This window comes from Pseudarthrobacter sulfonivorans, assembly GCF_031454915.1.
In the GTDB taxonomy this organism is placed as follows: Bacteria; Actinomycetota; Actinomycetes; order Actinomycetales; family Micrococcaceae; genus Arthrobacter; species Arthrobacter sulfonivorans_C.
Window position 1 is genome coordinate 391,458 of the sequence record NZ_JAVDRS010000002.1, and the last position, 14,941, is coordinate 406,398.

Consider the following 14,941-nt stretch of genomic DNA (forward strand, 5'->3'; position numbering starts at 1 on the left):
CAGTGACTCAGCTCATCACCACCGAACTGGTCGAGCTCGACCAGAACCTGGGCACCTCGCCCGAGGACGTGATCCGGCACCTGGCCAGCAAAGTAGCTGCCACCGGCCGCGCGTCGGAAGTTGAAGGCCTCTTTGCCGACGCCTTCGCCCGCGAGCAGAAGACCGCCACCGGCATCCCGGGCGGCATTGCCATCCCGCACTGCCGCTCCAACGCCGTCATCGAACCAACCCTGGCCATGGCCCGCCTGAACCCCAAGGTGGACTTCGGTGCCAAGGACGGCCCCGCAGACCTGATCTTCTTCATCGCCGCCCCCGGCGGAGCGGACCAGGAGCACCTCAAACTCCTGTCCAAGCTGGCCCGGTCTTTGATCAAAAAGGACTTCACGGCAGCGCTGCGTGCGGCATCCAGCCGCGAGGAGATCGTGGCGCTGGTGGACGGCGCCCTGGCGGATAAGCCGGCTGCCCACGCAGCCCCTGCGCCTGCCGATGCTGCTGCTGCGGCAGCCGCTGCGGGTTCGGTTTCGACAGGCTCAACCACCGGATCCGGCCCCAAGCGCCTCGTAGCTGTCACGGCCTGCCCCACCGGCATCGCCCACACCTACATGGCCGCCGACTCGCTGGTTGCCGCCGCCCAGGAAATGGGCGTGGACCTGCAGGTTGAAACGCAGGGCTCCTCCGGCGCCAAGCCGTTGGACCCCGCAGTCATTGCAGCCGCAGACGCCGTGATTTTCGCGGTGGACGTGGACGTCCGCGGCAAGGAGCGCTTCGCCGGCAAGCCCGTCATCAACGCACCTGTCAAGCGCGGCATCGACGAGCCCGCCAAGATGGTCCAGGAAGCACTCGCTGCCGCTGACAATCCGAATGCGCGCCGCGTCCCCCACTTCGGGGCCGAGGAGCAGGCCGAGAACGAGGCCACCGAAAAGGGCGAGCACATCGGCCAGAAGCTGAAGAAAGCACTGCTCACCGGTGTCAGCTACATGATCCCCTTTGTGGCCGGTGGCGGCCTGCTGATCGCCCTGGGCTTCCTGCTGGGCGGCTACGACATCACGGGCGTCGCTGACAAGGTGGTGGTGGAGAACAACTTCGGCAACCTGCCCGAAGGCGGACTTGCGATCTACCTTGGCGCGGTCATGTTCAAGATCGGCGCCCTGTCCATGGGCTTCCTGGTTCCCGCACTGGCCGGCTACATCGCCTACGCGATCGCCGACCGTCCGGGCATTGCGCCCGGCTTTGTTGCCGGCGCCGTAGCAGGGTTCATGGGTGCCGGCTTCCTGGGCGGCATCGTGGGCGGCCTGCTCGCCGGCTACATGGCGCACCTGATCGGCACCTGGCAGGTGCCGCGCTGGCTCCGTGGCCTCATGCCCGTGGTGATCATCCCGCTGCTGGCCTCCATCTTTGCCTCCGGCCTGATGTTCCTGGTCCTCGGCGGCCCCATTGCCGGCATCACGGCCGGACTGAACTCCTGGCTCTCGGGTATGACCGGGGCCTCGGCCGTGGTCCTCGGCATCATCCTGGGCCTCATGATGTGCTTCGACCTCGGCGGTCCGGTCAACAAGGTGGCATACGCCTTTGCTGTTGCCGGCCTGAGCGCGGGCAGCGCCACCAACCAGGCTCCGTGGCAGATCATGGCGACCGTGATGGCCGCCGGAATGGTTCCGCCGCTGGCGATGGCCCTGGCCACCGTCCTGGACAAGAAGCTCTTCAGCCTGGCCGAGCGTGAAAACGGCAAGGCCGCCTGGCTGCTGGGAGCATCCTTCATCTCCGAAGGTGCCATCCCGTTCGCCGCTGCCGATCCGCTGCGCGTCATCCCCGCCAGCATGGTGGGTGGCGCCCTCACCGGCGCGCTCTGCATGGCAACTGGCGTGACATCGCAGGCACCCCACGGCGGTATCTTCGTGTTCTTCGCCATCGGCAACCTGGCGATGTTCGTCATCGCCATCCTGGCCGGAACCGTGGTGAGCGCCCTGGCAGTAGTCGCCCTCAAACGCTGGGTCGCTGCCAAGCCCGCTGCTACCGTGGAGTCCGTTCCCGCAACGGTCTGACCCGGCCTAACCAAACAACGATTCACGGCGCCGAAGCAACAGGCGCCGGTAGACAAAAGGAGCAACAATGTCAGAACGCACCGCAACCGTCGCCAGCCGCGTAGGCCTGCACGCCCGCCCCGCCGCCATCTTTGCCGAGGCCGCCGGCGAGTTCGACCTCGACATCACCATCGCCCGCGAAGGTGAGCCGGTAGACGAGGCAATGGACGCCGCCAGCATCCTGTCCCTCATGAGCCTGGGTGCGTCCCACGGCGACGTTGTGGTGCTCCGCGCCGAAGGCACCGGCGCGGACGACGCCCTCGAGCGCCTGGTCCAGATCCTGGAAACGGATCACGACGCCGAGTAGCAGCCTTCCGCTGCTGAGGCAGCAAAGCAGCGCGGCCGCCGTCGTGCCTTCCCCCTTAGTGGGGAAACGGTACGACGGCGGCCGCTGGCTTTTAAGCGCCGGCACGCCCAAGGACGTACTCAGTTGGTGTCAGCCGCGTTCCGCGATTTTTTTGACGTCCGCCACGAGCATGTCCCACATACCTTGGGAATGCTCGGCGGCCTCTTCGGTGGCGTTGTTGTCCTGCGAGAGCGTGAGCTTTGTGGCGCCGCCCTCCTGGTCCTCAAGGGTCCATGTGAGGGTGTGATAGTTTTCCGGCTTGTCTTCATCGCCCCCGAGCGGGCTGAAATGGGTGTGGACCAGTTTCTGCCCGGGTTCCACCTCGAGGATGTATCCCTTGTCCTCATAGGGCTTCCCCTCCCACTCGCCGCGCCAGGCGATGGGTCCGCCTACGGTCCAGTCCGTGACCAGGTCTGCGCCGAACATGAATTCCTTCACGGCCTCCGGATCGGTGATGACACCCCAGACGCGGCTGGCGGGCGCGTCGATGGTGGTGGCGGCTGTGGCCACAAAATTTCCTGTCATGCCTTGGCCTTCTTGGCGGTGACGAGCAGATATTCCCATTCCATCTGCCAGGCCGAGTCCCCGTGGGCATCGCCGAAGGAGTCGGCCAGTTCGGTGAGCGCCGTGTCCAGCGCTTTGACCTTATCCTCGTCGTCACCAATGAACTTGTAGACCGAGATGGTAGGCCCGTAGTGGGACTTGAAGTACCGCAGGAAGTCGGCCGGCTGGTGGAAGCTGTGGATGGCCAGAGTGCGCTTTTCGGCGCGCAGGTCAGTGATCCTGTCACCGAACAGTTCCCGCACATGCTCTTCGCTGCCCCACAGCGGCGGCGGCTGGGCCCCCGGGGGAGGCGGCGGCGCGAAGGGCTTCATGGCTGCGAACATCTTCCCGATGAAGCCTTCCGGCGTCCAGCTGAGCAGGCCGATGGTTCCGCCTGGTTTGCACACCCGCACGATTTCGTCCGCACCGGCCTGGTGGTGCGGCGCAAACATAACGCCCAGGCAGGATGTCACCACGTCGAATCCGTCGTCCTCGAACGGCAGGGCCTCAGCGTCGGCCTCCTTCCATTCCAGCTCAACACCGCGGTCGGCTGCCTGGTGCCGCCCGGCGTCGAACAGTTCCGGAGTCAGATCGCTGGCAATCACCTGGGCGCCCATCATGGCCGCGGGGATGGCCGCGTTGCCGGACCCCGTGGCCACGTCCAGGACACGCTGCCTTGCTTTGACTCCACACGCGTCCACCAGGATGGCTCCGAGGTCCAGGAGCATCTCGCTGGCCAGAGCGGGGTAGTCCCCCGAAGCCCACATGGCCCGGTGCTTTTGTTTCAGAGCCCGGTCCGCCTCGTCCACGGCCGTTTTGTCGTTCATTAGGGTGCCCCTCTCCATCTCCATTGACAGGTTTTGAGTGACAGCACGCTGTTGGAACAGTGGAGGCTGTGATGCGACCCATTGTGGCGGCAGCACAATCTGAAAAGCAAGCAGACTTAGTGCTTCCTTGTTTTTCCACAGGCCCCGAATTAGCGTGGAAGCCTGGGCAGCAAAGGCCTGACCAGCAAAGACAGGACGATGACGTGCCAGTGCTCGGCCGGCTCCATTAACGGCAACTCAGCCTGCCGGAATCCCTGCCACCGTCTTGAAGGAGGATGACATGCCAGGCAAGAAGAACCCCAGCCTGAAGGATCCTGAACTCTACGAGGAACTGCGCGAGGACGGTGCGTCCAAGCAGAAGGCGGCGCGCATCTCCAACGCGGCAGCCGCGAAGGGCCGCTCGGCGGTGGGCCGCAAGGGCGGGAAATCCGGCAACTACGAGGACTGGACCGTCCCGGAGCTCAAGGCCAAAGCCAAGGAATTAGGCCTCACCGGGTACTCAGCCAAAAAGAAGAGCGAACTCATCTCCGCACTGCGGAACTCCTAGGCGGCGGTCATCACCGGTACTGCAGAGCGCCTGGGAGGTTCACGCCCCCTTGCGCGCCCTCGTGGTGGAGGCCTTGGTCGCGGGTTTTGCAGCCGTGGACTTGGCCGCAGTGGACTTGGTGGCAGTGGACTTCGCCGCAGTGGTCTTGGTAGCAGTGCTCTTAGCCGCAGTCTTGGTCCCGGCGGACTTAGCGGCAGGTTTGGCGGGAGCCTTCCCAGCCGAACCTTTGGCATCTTCTTCAGTGTCGGCGTCGTCCGCCCCGCTTTCGGACTCATCGTCCTCGGACGCGGCCGCGGCTCCGCCGCGCTTCCGGTCCAAGCTGCGCTTCAGGGCCTCCATCAGGTCGATGACCTCGCCCTTGCCGCCCTCGCCCGCCTCAGCACCGAACGTTTCGTCGGTATCCAGCGAGTCGCCCTTCTCCAGCTTGGCTTCGATGAGCTTCCGGAGTTGGATCTGGTAGTCGTCGGTGAAGTGCTCGGGTTCGAAGTCGGCGGCCATGGACTCCACCAGGGCGGCAGACATTTCGCGTTCCTGGGCGGAGATCCGGACAGACTCGTCCAGCGCGGGGAAGCTGGCTTCGCGGACCTCGTCCGGCCAGAGCAGGGACTGCAGCACCAGCACGTCATCCTTGATGCGCAGCGCCCCCAGCCGCGTCTTCTCACGCAGCGCGAACTGAACGATGGCAACCCGGTCGGTGTCCTCCAGCGCCCTGCGCAGCAGGACGTAGGCCTTGGGCGACTTGGAATCCGGCTCGAGGTAATAGCTCTTCTCGAACATCATCGGTTCCAGCTGCTCGGACGGCACGAACTGGACCACCTCGATCTCGTGGCTGCTCTCCGCCGGGATGGACTTGAGTTCCTCCTTGGACAAAACCACGGTGCGGCCGCCGTCCTCAAAGGCCTTCTCAATATCCGAGTAGTCGATGACCTTGCTGCACACCTCGCAGCGGCGCTGGTAGCGGATCCGTCCGCCGTCGGCGTTATGGACCTGGTGGAGGCTGATGTCGTGGTCCTCGGTGGCGCTGTAGACCTTCACGGGCACGTTGACCAGGCCGAACGCGATGGCACCTTTCCAGATGGCTCTCATCCCTCAAGTGAACATCACCGCAGGCCGGAGGTGAAGACCCTTGGCCGGGGCTAAGGAGCGTGTCCGGGTAGCCGGGCGGGAACTGACCCTCACCAACCTGGACAAAATCATCTATCCGGAGACGGGCACCACCAAGGCGGACGTCTTGGCGTATTACGCCGCCGTGGCCCATGTCCTCATTCCTGCGGCAGCGAACCGGCCCGCTACCCGGAAGCGCTGGGTCAACGGCGTGGGCACCGCGGAGCAGCCCGGCGAGGTGTTTTTCCAGAAGAACCTCGAGGATTCGGCGCCGGGCTGGCTGCCGCGCGCCGCCATCACGCACAAGGAGCGGACGATTTTCTACCCGCTGGTCAACGATCCCGCCACCCTCACGTGGTTCGGCCAGATCAACTCGCTGGAAATCCATGTGCCCCAGTGGCAGGTGGACTCGCACGGCCGCCAGCTGAATCCGGACCGCCTGGTGCTGGACCTGGACCCCGGCGTGGGCGCAGGCCTGGCCGAATGTGTGGAGGTGGCGTTCCTGGCCCGCAGCATCCTGCAGGACATCGGCCTGGAACCTGTGCCGGTGACCAGCGGCAGCAAAGGCATCCACCTCTACGCAGGCCTGGACGGGTCCCAGACCTCCGACCAGATCTCGGCGTTCGCCCACGAGCTGGCCCGCGCCCTGGAAGCTGACCACCCGGACCTCGCCGTCAGCGACATGAAGAAGACCCTGCGCAAGGGCAAGGTGCTGGTGGACTGGAGCCAGAACAGCGCTGCCAAGACAACCATCGTGCCGTATTCGCTCCGCGGCAGGCACGCCCCCACGGTGGCCGCGCCGCGGACCTGGCGGGAGCTCAGCTCCCCCAACCTCAAGCACCTCGACTACAAAGCTGTAATGCGCCGGGTGAAGGACGGCAAGGACCCTTTCGCCACCGTCGAGCACGGTGGCGGGCATCCCGGGAGCCCTGAACAGGTAACGCACGACGGCGGTGCGCACCAGCGGCTGGAGCGGTACCGCTCGATGCGCGATCCTAATGCGACGCCCGAACCGTTCTCCGGCGTCTCCGGAAGCGGGGACACGTTTGTGATCCAGGAGCACCACGCCAGCAGGCTGCACTTCGATTTCCGGCTGGAGCACGAGGGGGTGCTTGTGTCGTGGGCGCTGCCGAAAGGTGTCCCGGAATCCGGCGGCAAGAACCACCTGGCGGTCCAGACCGAGGACCATCCCCTGGACTACGCCAGGTTTGAGGGCACCATCCCCAAAGGGCAGTACGGTGCCGGCGAAGTCACCATCTGGGATCACGGCACCTACGAATTGGAAAAGTGGATCAACGGGCGCGAGGTCATCGCGACGCTGACGGGTTCCGAGGGCGGCGGCCTGGGCGGCACGAAGAAGTTCGCTCTGATCCACACCGGCCGCGGCCAGGGGAAGGATGCTGAAGGTCAGTGGCTCATCCACCTGATGGACAAGGACCACCATACTTTTCATCCACGGAGAGCTGTGCCTGAGGACGAGCCGGACGCCGACGATGCGGCAGAGGAAGAGTCAGCGCAGGATGGTGCGCCTGAGGATGGGCCAGTACAGAAAGAACAGCAAGAACCGACCATCACGAAACCGGCTGCACCCCTCCGTGCCGAGGATTTCCGCCCCATGATGGCGACCGCGGGCACCGCGGCCGACCTGCAAGGCAGCGACTGGCAGTTCGAGCTCAAGTGGGACGGGGTCCGGGCGCTCATCGTCGCCGACGGGACGAAGGTCCGCCTCATCAGCCGGAATGGGAACGATGTCACCGCGACCTACCCGGAGCTGACGGACCGCGCCTGCTGGCCGGACGGGGCGTTCATCGCAGACGGCGAGATCTTCGCCGTCGGGCCTTCCGGGAAACCCGACTTCGGCGTGCTCCAGGGACGCATGAAGCTGACCCGGGCCGGCGACGTCGCGAAGGCCCGCACTGTCATCCCGGTCCGGCTGATGCTTTTTGACCTGCTGGCCGACGCCGGCGAGGACCTTCGCCGGCTGCCATTTGGCAAGCGGCGGCAGCGTCTTGAAGAGTTCTACCGGCCCTCGGACTGCCCCGTGGAGTTGTCGCCCGTCCTGGACGAAAAGATCGAGCACATCCTGGAGAGCACGCAGGAACTGGGGCTTGAAGGCGTGATGGCCAAGCGGACGGACAGCCGGTATGTCAGCGGGCAGCGGACGCGGACCTGGATCAAGATCAAGCTGGAGCAGACCCAGGAGGTTGTGGTGGGCGGCTGGCGGCCCGGCAAGGGCGGGCGGCAGGGCTCGGTGGGTTCGCTGCTGGTGGGCATCCCCGACGGCACCAGGCTCCGGTACGTCGGCAGGGTGGGCAGCGGATTCAGCACGCGCGAGCTGGAGGAACTCCGGCAGAAAGTGGACGACCTGGCCCGCAAGACCTCACCGTTCGACGACGTGCCACGGGAGGATGCCTCGGACGCCCACTGGGTCACACCGCGGCTGGTGGGCGAAGTGACCTTCGGCGAGTGGACAGGTGCCGGGAAGCTCAGGCATCCCGTGTGGCGGGGCTGGCGGCTGGACAAGAACGCGGACGAAGTAGTGCCGGAGGCATAGCCGGGGGGTAGCACGGCCTGGCCTGGCGACGCGTCTAATCCCCTACGACACAGAAAATACCTGGCGACCCCCATACGTATACGGGTGTCGCCAGGTATTTATTGTGTCGTGGGTTCAGATGCGTCTCGTCACGATGAGTGCGGCATCTGCGGGCGGCCGGTGCGGTGCACCGCGGTGACGGCTGCCCCGTTGCCCACCTGGCTGTGGCCGGAATCCCGTTCTTTGGGGTGCCGGCGTTTGCCGTTTCCGTCCGGCCAGTGCTGTTCGCCTGCCATGGCCGTGGTCACGGCGATGGTGGCTGGCCCTGGCATGGACTGCGTATCCATAGCGGCCGCGAGATGGTCCGCTACCTCCGGTTTGATCTTTGCTCCAGCATTTTGCTTAGCCATTTTTCTTCCTTTCCGCAATGAAATGAAGTCACCAATAGATCGGTCTGGAATATCTATCCGGATGCTTGAGCCACCCGGTCGCTGGGTCCGGCGCTGTGTCTATCCGACGCTGGTATCCGACGGTTGCTGTTGTCAGCGTGCTGCGGCTACCAGCGGACCTTCTTCTCGGCCGGCCCCTGCTTGCCGCTGACATGCGTGGGCTTGTGGTTCTTGCCGACACTCTGCAGCCCGGAATCGCCGCCCCGGGACTTGCTGGCAAGCATCGCCCGCTGCGCTTCGGTCAGCCCGGCCCTGATGCCTTTGGCTTCGGAGGCTTCGGACGAAGAATCGGGTTGGTCGGAGGTGTTCTTGTCAGTCATGAGGTGGAACCTTTCTGAGGAGGGTCAGCATGTCTGAGGAGCTCGGGAAGGACGGGGCCGGATGTATCACGCAGATACCGGGCCGCAGGCGTCCCCCTACTCAAAAATCAGTGTTCCCATGGCACAACAATAGGCAGTGTGAGCCGCCGTTGTGAACCCCCTGCCGGAGGCCCGCCGCACCGCCGGACACTCGCCGGCATCCCGTAACGGCCGTCACTTTCAGGGCAGTACGGGGCGCTCAAAGACATGAGACTGGGGTCCGGAAGAAAAAGATTACGTAACGATGACCCCACGTGGCCGGGATCCCTGTGATGGCGCGGCGAAACCGGCAAAAAGAAATTATCGGGAAGCGGTCAAAAACGACCCCAAAAGCGTGATCCTACGGCATCAGGCTCTCGATTGCCACGGAATTCGCGTAAAATTGAAGGCCTGCCCAGAGCGGGGCAGCTACAAGTCGCAAGCAAATGACCTCCACAGGAGTTGCCCAAATGCCCACAGACCGAAGCACGACCGACTCTTCAGCAGGCGTGAACAACGCCAGCGGAACCAACAATGCAGTACCAACAAACGCACCATCAGCGGGTCCTTCAGCGACACGCAAACCGAAAATTCTTGCACGTCGCCGGCTCAAGGAGTCCGACGTGAATGTCGTCAACCAACCCATGCTGAAGAAAGCACTCGGCGGGACCATCGTGGGTAACACCATGGAATGGTTCGATGTCGGCGTGTTCGGCTACCTGATCACCACCATGGGGCCGGTCTTCCTTCCAGAGGCCGACAAGTCCGTCCAGACGCTGTTCCTGCTGGGGACGTTCGCCGCCACCTTCATTGCCCGTCCCTTGGGCGGCGTTGTGTTCGGCTGGCTCGGCGACAAGATCGGCCGCCAGAAGGTACTCGCCGCAACACTGATGATTATGGCTGCGAGCACGTTCGCCGTCGGGCTGCTGCCCGGCTACGCACAGATCGGCATCTGGGCCGCTGCGCTCCTGGTAGTCCTGAAGCTCGTGCAGGGCTTCTCCACCGGCGGTGAATACGCCGGCGCCACCACCTTCGTGAGCGAATACGCCCCGGATAAGCGCCGTGGATTCTTCGCAAGCTTCCTGGACATGGGCAGCTATCTTGGCTTCGCCTTGGGCGCGGCCCTGGTTTCTGTCCTGCAGTTGACCCTTGGCCAGACGGCCATGGAGGAATGGGGCTGGCGGATACCGTTCCTGATCGCTGGTCCGTTGGGCCTGGTTGCCATCTACTTCCGGAACAAGATCGAGGAATCCCCCCAGTTCCAGGCCACCCTGGATGCCCAGGAATCCATCGGGCAGGCCAACGCAGCAGCCGACGTGGACGCTGCCAAGAGTCCGGTGGGAATCGTGAAGGCCTATTGGCGCTCGCTCATCGTGGCCATGATCCTGGTGGCCGCTGCCAACACCGCGGGCTACGCACTGACGTCTTACATGCCGACGTACCTCACGGAGTCCAAGGGCTACGATCCCGTCCACGGAACGCTCCTGACCATCCCCGTGCTGGTGGTTATGGCCTTGTGCATCCCGCTGACCGGCAAGCTTTCTGACCGCATCGGCCGCCGGCCGGTCCTGTGGATCGGCGCCATCAGCACCGTGGTGCTGGCAACGCCGGCGTTCCTGCTGATCGGCATCGGATCCGTCTGGTCCACGCTGGCAGGCCTCTCGCTGATCGCCTTCCCCGTGACGTTCTACGTTGCGAACCTCGCCTCGGCGTTGCCCGCGCAGTTCCCGACGGCCAACAGGTACAGCGCCATGGGTATCGCCTACAACTTTGCCGTTGCCATCTTCGGCGGCACCACCCCGTTCATCGTTGCCGCGCTGATCACGGCGACCGGCGATGACATGATGCCGGCCTACTACCTCATGGCGACCTCAGCCATCGGAGCCGTGGCCATCTACTTCCTGAAGGAATCAGCCCAGCGTCCGCTGCCCGGCTCCATGCCCAGCGTGGACACCCAGGCTGAGGCCAAGGAACTGGTGGCCACCCAGGACGAGAATCCGCTGATCGACCTGGACGATATGCCGTTCGAAACCCAGGACATCACGGATGCTTCGGCCGCCAAGGATTCGGCCGAGAAGGTTCCGGCCGGAGTCTAAGCAACACCCCGAACAACAAACCGGCCTGTCCGGGCCGTCTTGTAGCCCGCGCTCAAAGGCCCGTCCCGCGCGTTTCCCTCTGAGGGAAGCACACGGGGCGGGCCTTAGCCGTGCCCGGCCGCACTGACGCCGGGAGATAATCTCTGAAGGCCCCGGCTCCGGGGCACCAACTAATGACAGGTGGTGTAGCCGCGTGAAGTCCGTCCTGCGCCAGGTCCGCGCCCTCCATCGGTTGGAACCCGCCAACAACGACCATCTGGCAGCCCTCCGCGTAGCCACCAGCGTGGCCGTCCCGTCGCTCATTCTCTTGCTCCTGGGCCGGGAAGACCTGATCATCTATGCGGTTTTCGGCGCGCTGACCGGGATGTACGGCCGGTCAGAACCGCACCAGCTCAGGCTCCGGCACCAGTCCCAGGCAGCCCTGGTGCTCGTGGGCGGAGTGGCCGTGGGCATCTTCCTGTCCGTGAACCACCTTCACTCCTGGTGGCTCGTTGCCGTTGAAGCGGTGTTGGCCGGAATTGGCTCCGTTTACTCGGACCGGGTAAATCTCAAACCCAACGGCCCGTTCTTTGGCATCCTGGCCCTGGGTGCCTGCGCCTCCGCGCCTGTCCCCGTCTCCTGGTACGTTGCACTTTCGATCGCAGCAGGCGCCGCAGCATTCTCCATCGCGGTGGGCTTCGGCGGCTGGGTCCGAGGCAGGTCGTGGCAGCGCGGCGCGGAACGCGATGTTGTGACGCTCAGCGGCACCGCCAGGCGCGCCGCAGCGGTTCATGCGGCCAGATACGCGCTTGCTGTGGGCCTCGCCGGCTCCATAGGGGTGCTCAGCGGCAGCGGCCATCCGCACTGGGCCATGGCAGCCGCGGCAGTCCCCCTGGCCGGGGCGGACCTCCCCAGCCGGGTGCGGCGGGGGATCCACCGGATCGTGGGGACCTTCCTCGGATTGGCGGTCACCGCCGTCGTTCTTGTTCCGGCGCCGTGGTCGCTGGCACCGTTCTTTGCCGCCCACCAGGTGGTGGTCCTGGCCATTCTGGTCATCGTTTTCCAGTTCACCACGGAGCTGTTCATGACCCGGCATTACGGGCTGGCGATGGTCTCCTTCACGCCCGTCATCCTGCTGATGACGCAGCTCGCGGCGCCGATCGACCCCTCCGTGCTGATCCTGGAACGCGGCGTGGAAACCTTCGTGGGCGCTGTGGTGGGGATCCTGGTGGTAGTGGCCGTGCGGCAACGGGTAGTCCAGCAGCGCGCGATCCGGCACTAGTCGGTTCGCGCTACTTCGGTCTGCGCGCCGGTCCGGTGAGCAGCCGGTCCGGCAGCACCCGCGCGGCAACCGCTACCGCCTTGTAGCGCTTCGAGGGGATGGAGGTGGCCCTGCCACGGAGGTTGTCCGCCAGGCATTCACGCACCACGCGCTCGGCACTCAGCCACGCCCAGGGCGGGGCCACGGCCTTGTCCATGCCCATCCTGTCGTGGAACTCGGTATGTGTCAGGCCTGGGCACACCGCCGTGACCGTCACTCCGCGCGCCGCGTAGGCCAAGTGGGCCCAACGGCTGAAGCTCAGCAGCCAGGCCTTCGCGGCAGCGTACGAGCCGCGCGGAAGGAACGCCGCAATACTCGACACGTTGATGATCCGGCCTGCACCGCGCTCCAGCATTCCGGGCACCACGGCATGGATCAGTTCCAGTGGCGCCGAGCAGTGCAGCCGAAGCTGCTCCTTCTCGTCCTCGACGCTGTTCTGTTCGAAGTCACGCAGGAGGCTGCTGCCCGCATTGTTCACCAGGATGCCTACCGGCCGCGTGGCGTCGGTGAGACGTCCGACGACGGCGGCCACTCCGGCGTCGTCCGTCAGGTCTGCGGGCAGCACCTCGGCCGTGGTTCCGTACCGCTGTTCCAGGTCCGCCGCCGTCTGTTCGAGACGGGCCCGATCACGGGCCACCAGCACCAGATGGTGGCCCCGGGCAGCCAGCTGCCGGGCGAACTCGGCACCCAGCCCTGCGCTGGCACCGGTAATGAGGGCGGTGGTGGGTGTGTTCATGCGCCCAGACTAGCCGGGTTGGCCGCGAGGTTCAGAAGCCTGGAGAAATTACGGCACAGGGGGTTGGTACAGGCCGACGGGCCAGGGCTGCGTCCAGGTCGTCCACCCGAAAGAACAGGTAAGGTACGGCCCCCTGGTCACCGCCGTGCAACCCGCCGGGGACGCCCTCTGTGCCGATCATGGATCCCCGCCTCCCATCGCGGTCCAGAGGGACGGTCTGCGCAGAAAGGGGAAGAAATTCTTCGGTTCCTGTCGATCCGGCCTCGCGCCGTTCGACCTGTGGATGAGAAGGTCGAAGGGCGACCTTCCACCACCAAGGAGATGATTGTGATGGCCAAGTACATGCTGATCATGCGGGCAACCGACGAGTCCCTCGCGAAGTTCAATGACGTCGACTTCGCCGAGGCCATGAACGCGATGGGCAAGTTCAACGACGAACTGATCCACGCAGGTGTCCTGCTGGCAGCCGAAGGCCTGGACGACCCTCAGGAGGGCGTCGTGGTGGACTTCACCGGTGAGCAGCCCGTGGTCACCGATGGCCCGTATGGGGAAACGAAGGAGCTGTTCAACGGCTTCTACCTGCTGGACGTTGCTTCGAAGGAGGAAGCCATCGAGTGGGCCAAGCGGGCACCGATGACGGCCGGCACCAAGACCGAGATCCGCCGGGTGCCCACCATCGATGAGTTCCCGCAGGACAACGAATGGATCCAGAAAGAGCGTGCCTGGCGCGAGCAAACCGGCCAGCTCTGACCGGGCAGCCCTGACCGGCTGTGGGTTCCACCGCGGCGAGGGGCGCCGTCGAGGCTGTGTGGCGGATGGAGTCTGCCCGCATCGTCGGCGCCCTGGCCCGCTACACGGGTGACTTCCCGCTGGCCGAGGATCTCGCGCAGGAGGCGCTCGCAGAGGCACTGGTCTCCTGGTCCGTCAACGGGGTCCCCGCCGAACCGGCCGGATGGCTGCTCACCACGGGCCGCCGTCGGGCAATTGACACGTTCCGGCGGCGGGCCGCCAGGGATGAAAAGTACGCCCTCCTGGCGCGCGACCTCTCGGCGGAGGAACCCGGAGCGGACTCACTGTTCAACCCCGCTGCGATCGACGACGACGTCCTGTCCCTGATGTTCATCTCCTGCCACCCGGTCTTGTCCAGGGAAGCCAGGCTCGCGTTGACGCTGCGGGTGGTCGCCGGACTGGGCAGCAACGAAATCGCCAGGGCCTTCCTGGTTCCGGTGGCCACCATCCAAGCCCGCATCACGCGCGCCAAGAAGACGCTGGCCGCCGCACAGGTGCCATTCGCGGTGCCCGAACCGGACCAGCTGGCCGAACGGCTCGGCTCGGTGCTTCAGGTCATCTACCTGATCTTCACGGAGGGCTCGTTCGCATCCGGTGGTGAGGACTGGATCCGCACGGACCTGGCCGGCGAAGCCCGCCGCCTGGCCCGGGTACTGGTCCGGATCTCGCCGGAACCTGAGGTATTCGGGCTGGTGGCACTGTTGGAACTGACCGCCGCGCGGTTCCCTGCCCGGCTCGACGCGTCCGGCCAGCCGGTGCTGCTCGAGGACCAGGACCGACGGCGGTGGGACCGGTCGGCGATCAGGCGCGGACGTGCGGCCCTCGCCCGGGCGGCGGGGTCCGGACGCGGGCTGGGGGCTTACGGGCTCCAGGCGTCCATCGCCGAGTGCCACGCGGTGGCGCCGTCCGTCGCCGGGACGGACTGGCAGCGGATTGTCATCCTGTACGAAGCCCTCGGCCGGCTGGCACCGTCCCCCATCGTCGAGCTGAACCGTGCCGTCGCGGTGGCGATGGCGTCCGGTCCGGCGCAGGGCCTGAAAGTGGTGGACGCGATCGCGGCGCGCGGTGAGCTGGCAGGCTCGCACCTGCTCCCCTCCGTCCGCGGCGAGCTGCTCGCCCGGCTGGGCCGGCGTGAAGACGCGCGGTCTGCGCTTCTTGCGGCCGTGACGCTGTGCGGAAACGCCGCCGAACGGGCTGCGCTGGAGCGGAAGGTGGACGGGCTCAGCTGACCTTGACTGAACCAGCCGCCGGA

The 14,941-nt window shown here is 65.6% G+C and carries 14 protein-coding genes; 8 read left to right on the forward strand and 6 right to left on the reverse strand.

The genetic code is table 11. The features are described from left to right. Nucleotides 1–2: 2 nt before the first annotated feature. A complete protein-coding gene (locus J2808_RS05735) occupies nucleotides 3–2,042 on the forward strand; it encodes a PTS fructose transporter subunit IIABC (RefSeq protein WP_309812988.1) in 2,040 nt (679 codons plus the stop codon). 67 nt (nucleotides 2,043–2,109) lie between these two features. After that, nucleotides 2,110–2,388 carry an HPr family phosphocarrier protein gene (locus tag J2808_RS05740; protein ID WP_164202827.1) on the forward strand — a complete coding sequence of 93 codons (279 nt, stop codon included), beginning with the start codon at nucleotides 2,110–2,112 and terminating at the stop codon, nucleotides 2,386–2,388. Nucleotides 2,389–2,517: 129 nt separating this feature from the next. On the opposite strand, the gene J2808_RS05745 is transcribed toward J2808_RS05740, so the two are convergent. Together J2808_RS05745 and J2808_RS05750 are read right to left on the reverse strand one after the other, a co-directional pair. Beyond that, entirely contained in the window at nucleotides 2,518–2,952 is a 435-nt protein-coding gene (locus tag J2808_RS05745) for an SRPBCC domain-containing protein (protein ID WP_309812994.1), read from the reverse strand. Next, entirely contained in the window at nucleotides 2,949–3,797 is an 849-nt protein-coding gene (locus J2808_RS05750; RefSeq protein ID WP_309812997.1) for a class I SAM-dependent methyltransferase, read from the reverse strand. Before J2808_RS05750 ends, J2808_RS05745 begins: the two co-directional genes overlap by 4 nt. A 280-nt stretch (nucleotides 3,798–4,077) precedes the next feature. Between J2808_RS05750 and J2808_RS05755 the strand changes: the two genes are divergently transcribed. Continuing rightward, complete coding sequence (locus J2808_RS05755; RefSeq protein ID WP_309812999.1) at nucleotides 4,078–4,344, forward strand: DUF7218 family protein; 267 nt, start codon at nucleotides 4,078–4,080, stop codon at nucleotides 4,342–4,344. Between the two features lie 39 nt (nucleotides 4,345–4,383). On the opposite strand, the gene ku is transcribed toward J2808_RS05755, so the two are convergent. Next, a complete protein-coding gene (ku, locus tag J2808_RS05760) occupies nucleotides 4,384–5,430 on the reverse strand; it encodes a non-homologous end joining protein Ku (RefSeq protein WP_309813002.1) in 1,047 nt (348 codons plus the stop codon). Between the two features lie 40 nt (nucleotides 5,431–5,470). Between ku and J2808_RS05765 the strand changes: the two genes are divergently transcribed. Beyond that, nucleotides 5,471–8,002, forward strand: a complete 2,532-nt coding sequence (locus J2808_RS05765) for an ATP-dependent DNA ligase (protein ID WP_309813004.1) — start codon at nucleotides 5,471–5,473, stop codon at nucleotides 8,000–8,002. A 128-nt stretch (nucleotides 8,003–8,130) separates the two neighbouring features. On the opposite strand, the gene J2808_RS05770 is transcribed toward J2808_RS05765, so the two are convergent. Then, nucleotides 8,131–8,391 (reverse strand): hypothetical protein, encoded by a 261-nt coding sequence (locus J2808_RS05770; RefSeq protein WP_309813007.1) that lies wholly within the window; start codon nucleotides 8,389–8,391, stop codon nucleotides 8,131–8,133. A 146-nt stretch (nucleotides 8,392–8,537) separates the two neighbouring features. Next, nucleotides 8,538–8,750, reverse strand: a complete 213-nt coding sequence (locus tag J2808_RS05775) for a hypothetical protein (protein ID WP_309813009.1) — start codon at nucleotides 8,748–8,750, stop codon at nucleotides 8,538–8,540. A gap of 488 nt (nucleotides 8,751–9,238) precedes the next feature. Here J2808_RS05775 and J2808_RS05780 point away from each other — a divergent pair, with 488 nt between their 5' ends. Both J2808_RS05780 and J2808_RS05785 read left to right on the forward strand, forming a co-directional pair. Next, nucleotides 9,239–10,864 carry an MFS transporter gene (locus tag J2808_RS05780; RefSeq protein WP_309813014.1) on the forward strand — a complete coding sequence of 542 codons (1,626 nt, stop codon included), beginning with the start codon at nucleotides 9,239–9,241 and terminating at the stop codon, nucleotides 10,862–10,864. A 193-nt stretch (nucleotides 10,865–11,057) separates the two neighbouring features. Next, nucleotides 11,058–12,125 (forward strand): FUSC family protein, encoded by a 1,068-nt coding sequence (locus J2808_RS05785; protein WP_309813017.1) that lies wholly within the window; start codon nucleotides 11,058–11,060, stop codon nucleotides 12,123–12,125. A 10-nt stretch (nucleotides 12,126–12,135) separates the two neighbouring features. Here the strand turns inward: J2808_RS05785 and J2808_RS05790 are convergent, their stop codons facing one another. Continuing rightward, nucleotides 12,136–12,900, reverse strand: coding sequence for an SDR family NAD(P)-dependent oxidoreductase (locus J2808_RS05790; protein WP_309813021.1), 765 nt, complete (start codon nucleotides 12,898–12,900; stop codon nucleotides 12,136–12,138). Nucleotides 12,901–13,230: 330 nt separating this feature from the next. Between J2808_RS05790 and J2808_RS05795 the strand changes: the two genes are divergently transcribed. Together J2808_RS05795 and J2808_RS05800 are read left to right on the forward strand one after the other, a co-directional pair. After that, nucleotides 13,231–13,650 (forward strand): YciI family protein, encoded by a 420-nt coding sequence (locus tag J2808_RS05795; RefSeq protein ID WP_309814184.1) that lies wholly within the window; start codon nucleotides 13,231–13,233, stop codon nucleotides 13,648–13,650. A gap of 65 nt (nucleotides 13,651–13,715) precedes the next feature. Beyond that, nucleotides 13,716–14,918, forward strand: coding sequence for an RNA polymerase sigma factor (locus tag J2808_RS05800; RefSeq protein ID WP_309813025.1), 1,203 nt, complete (start codon nucleotides 13,716–13,718; stop codon nucleotides 14,916–14,918). Nucleotides 14,919–14,941 lie beyond the last annotated feature (23 nt).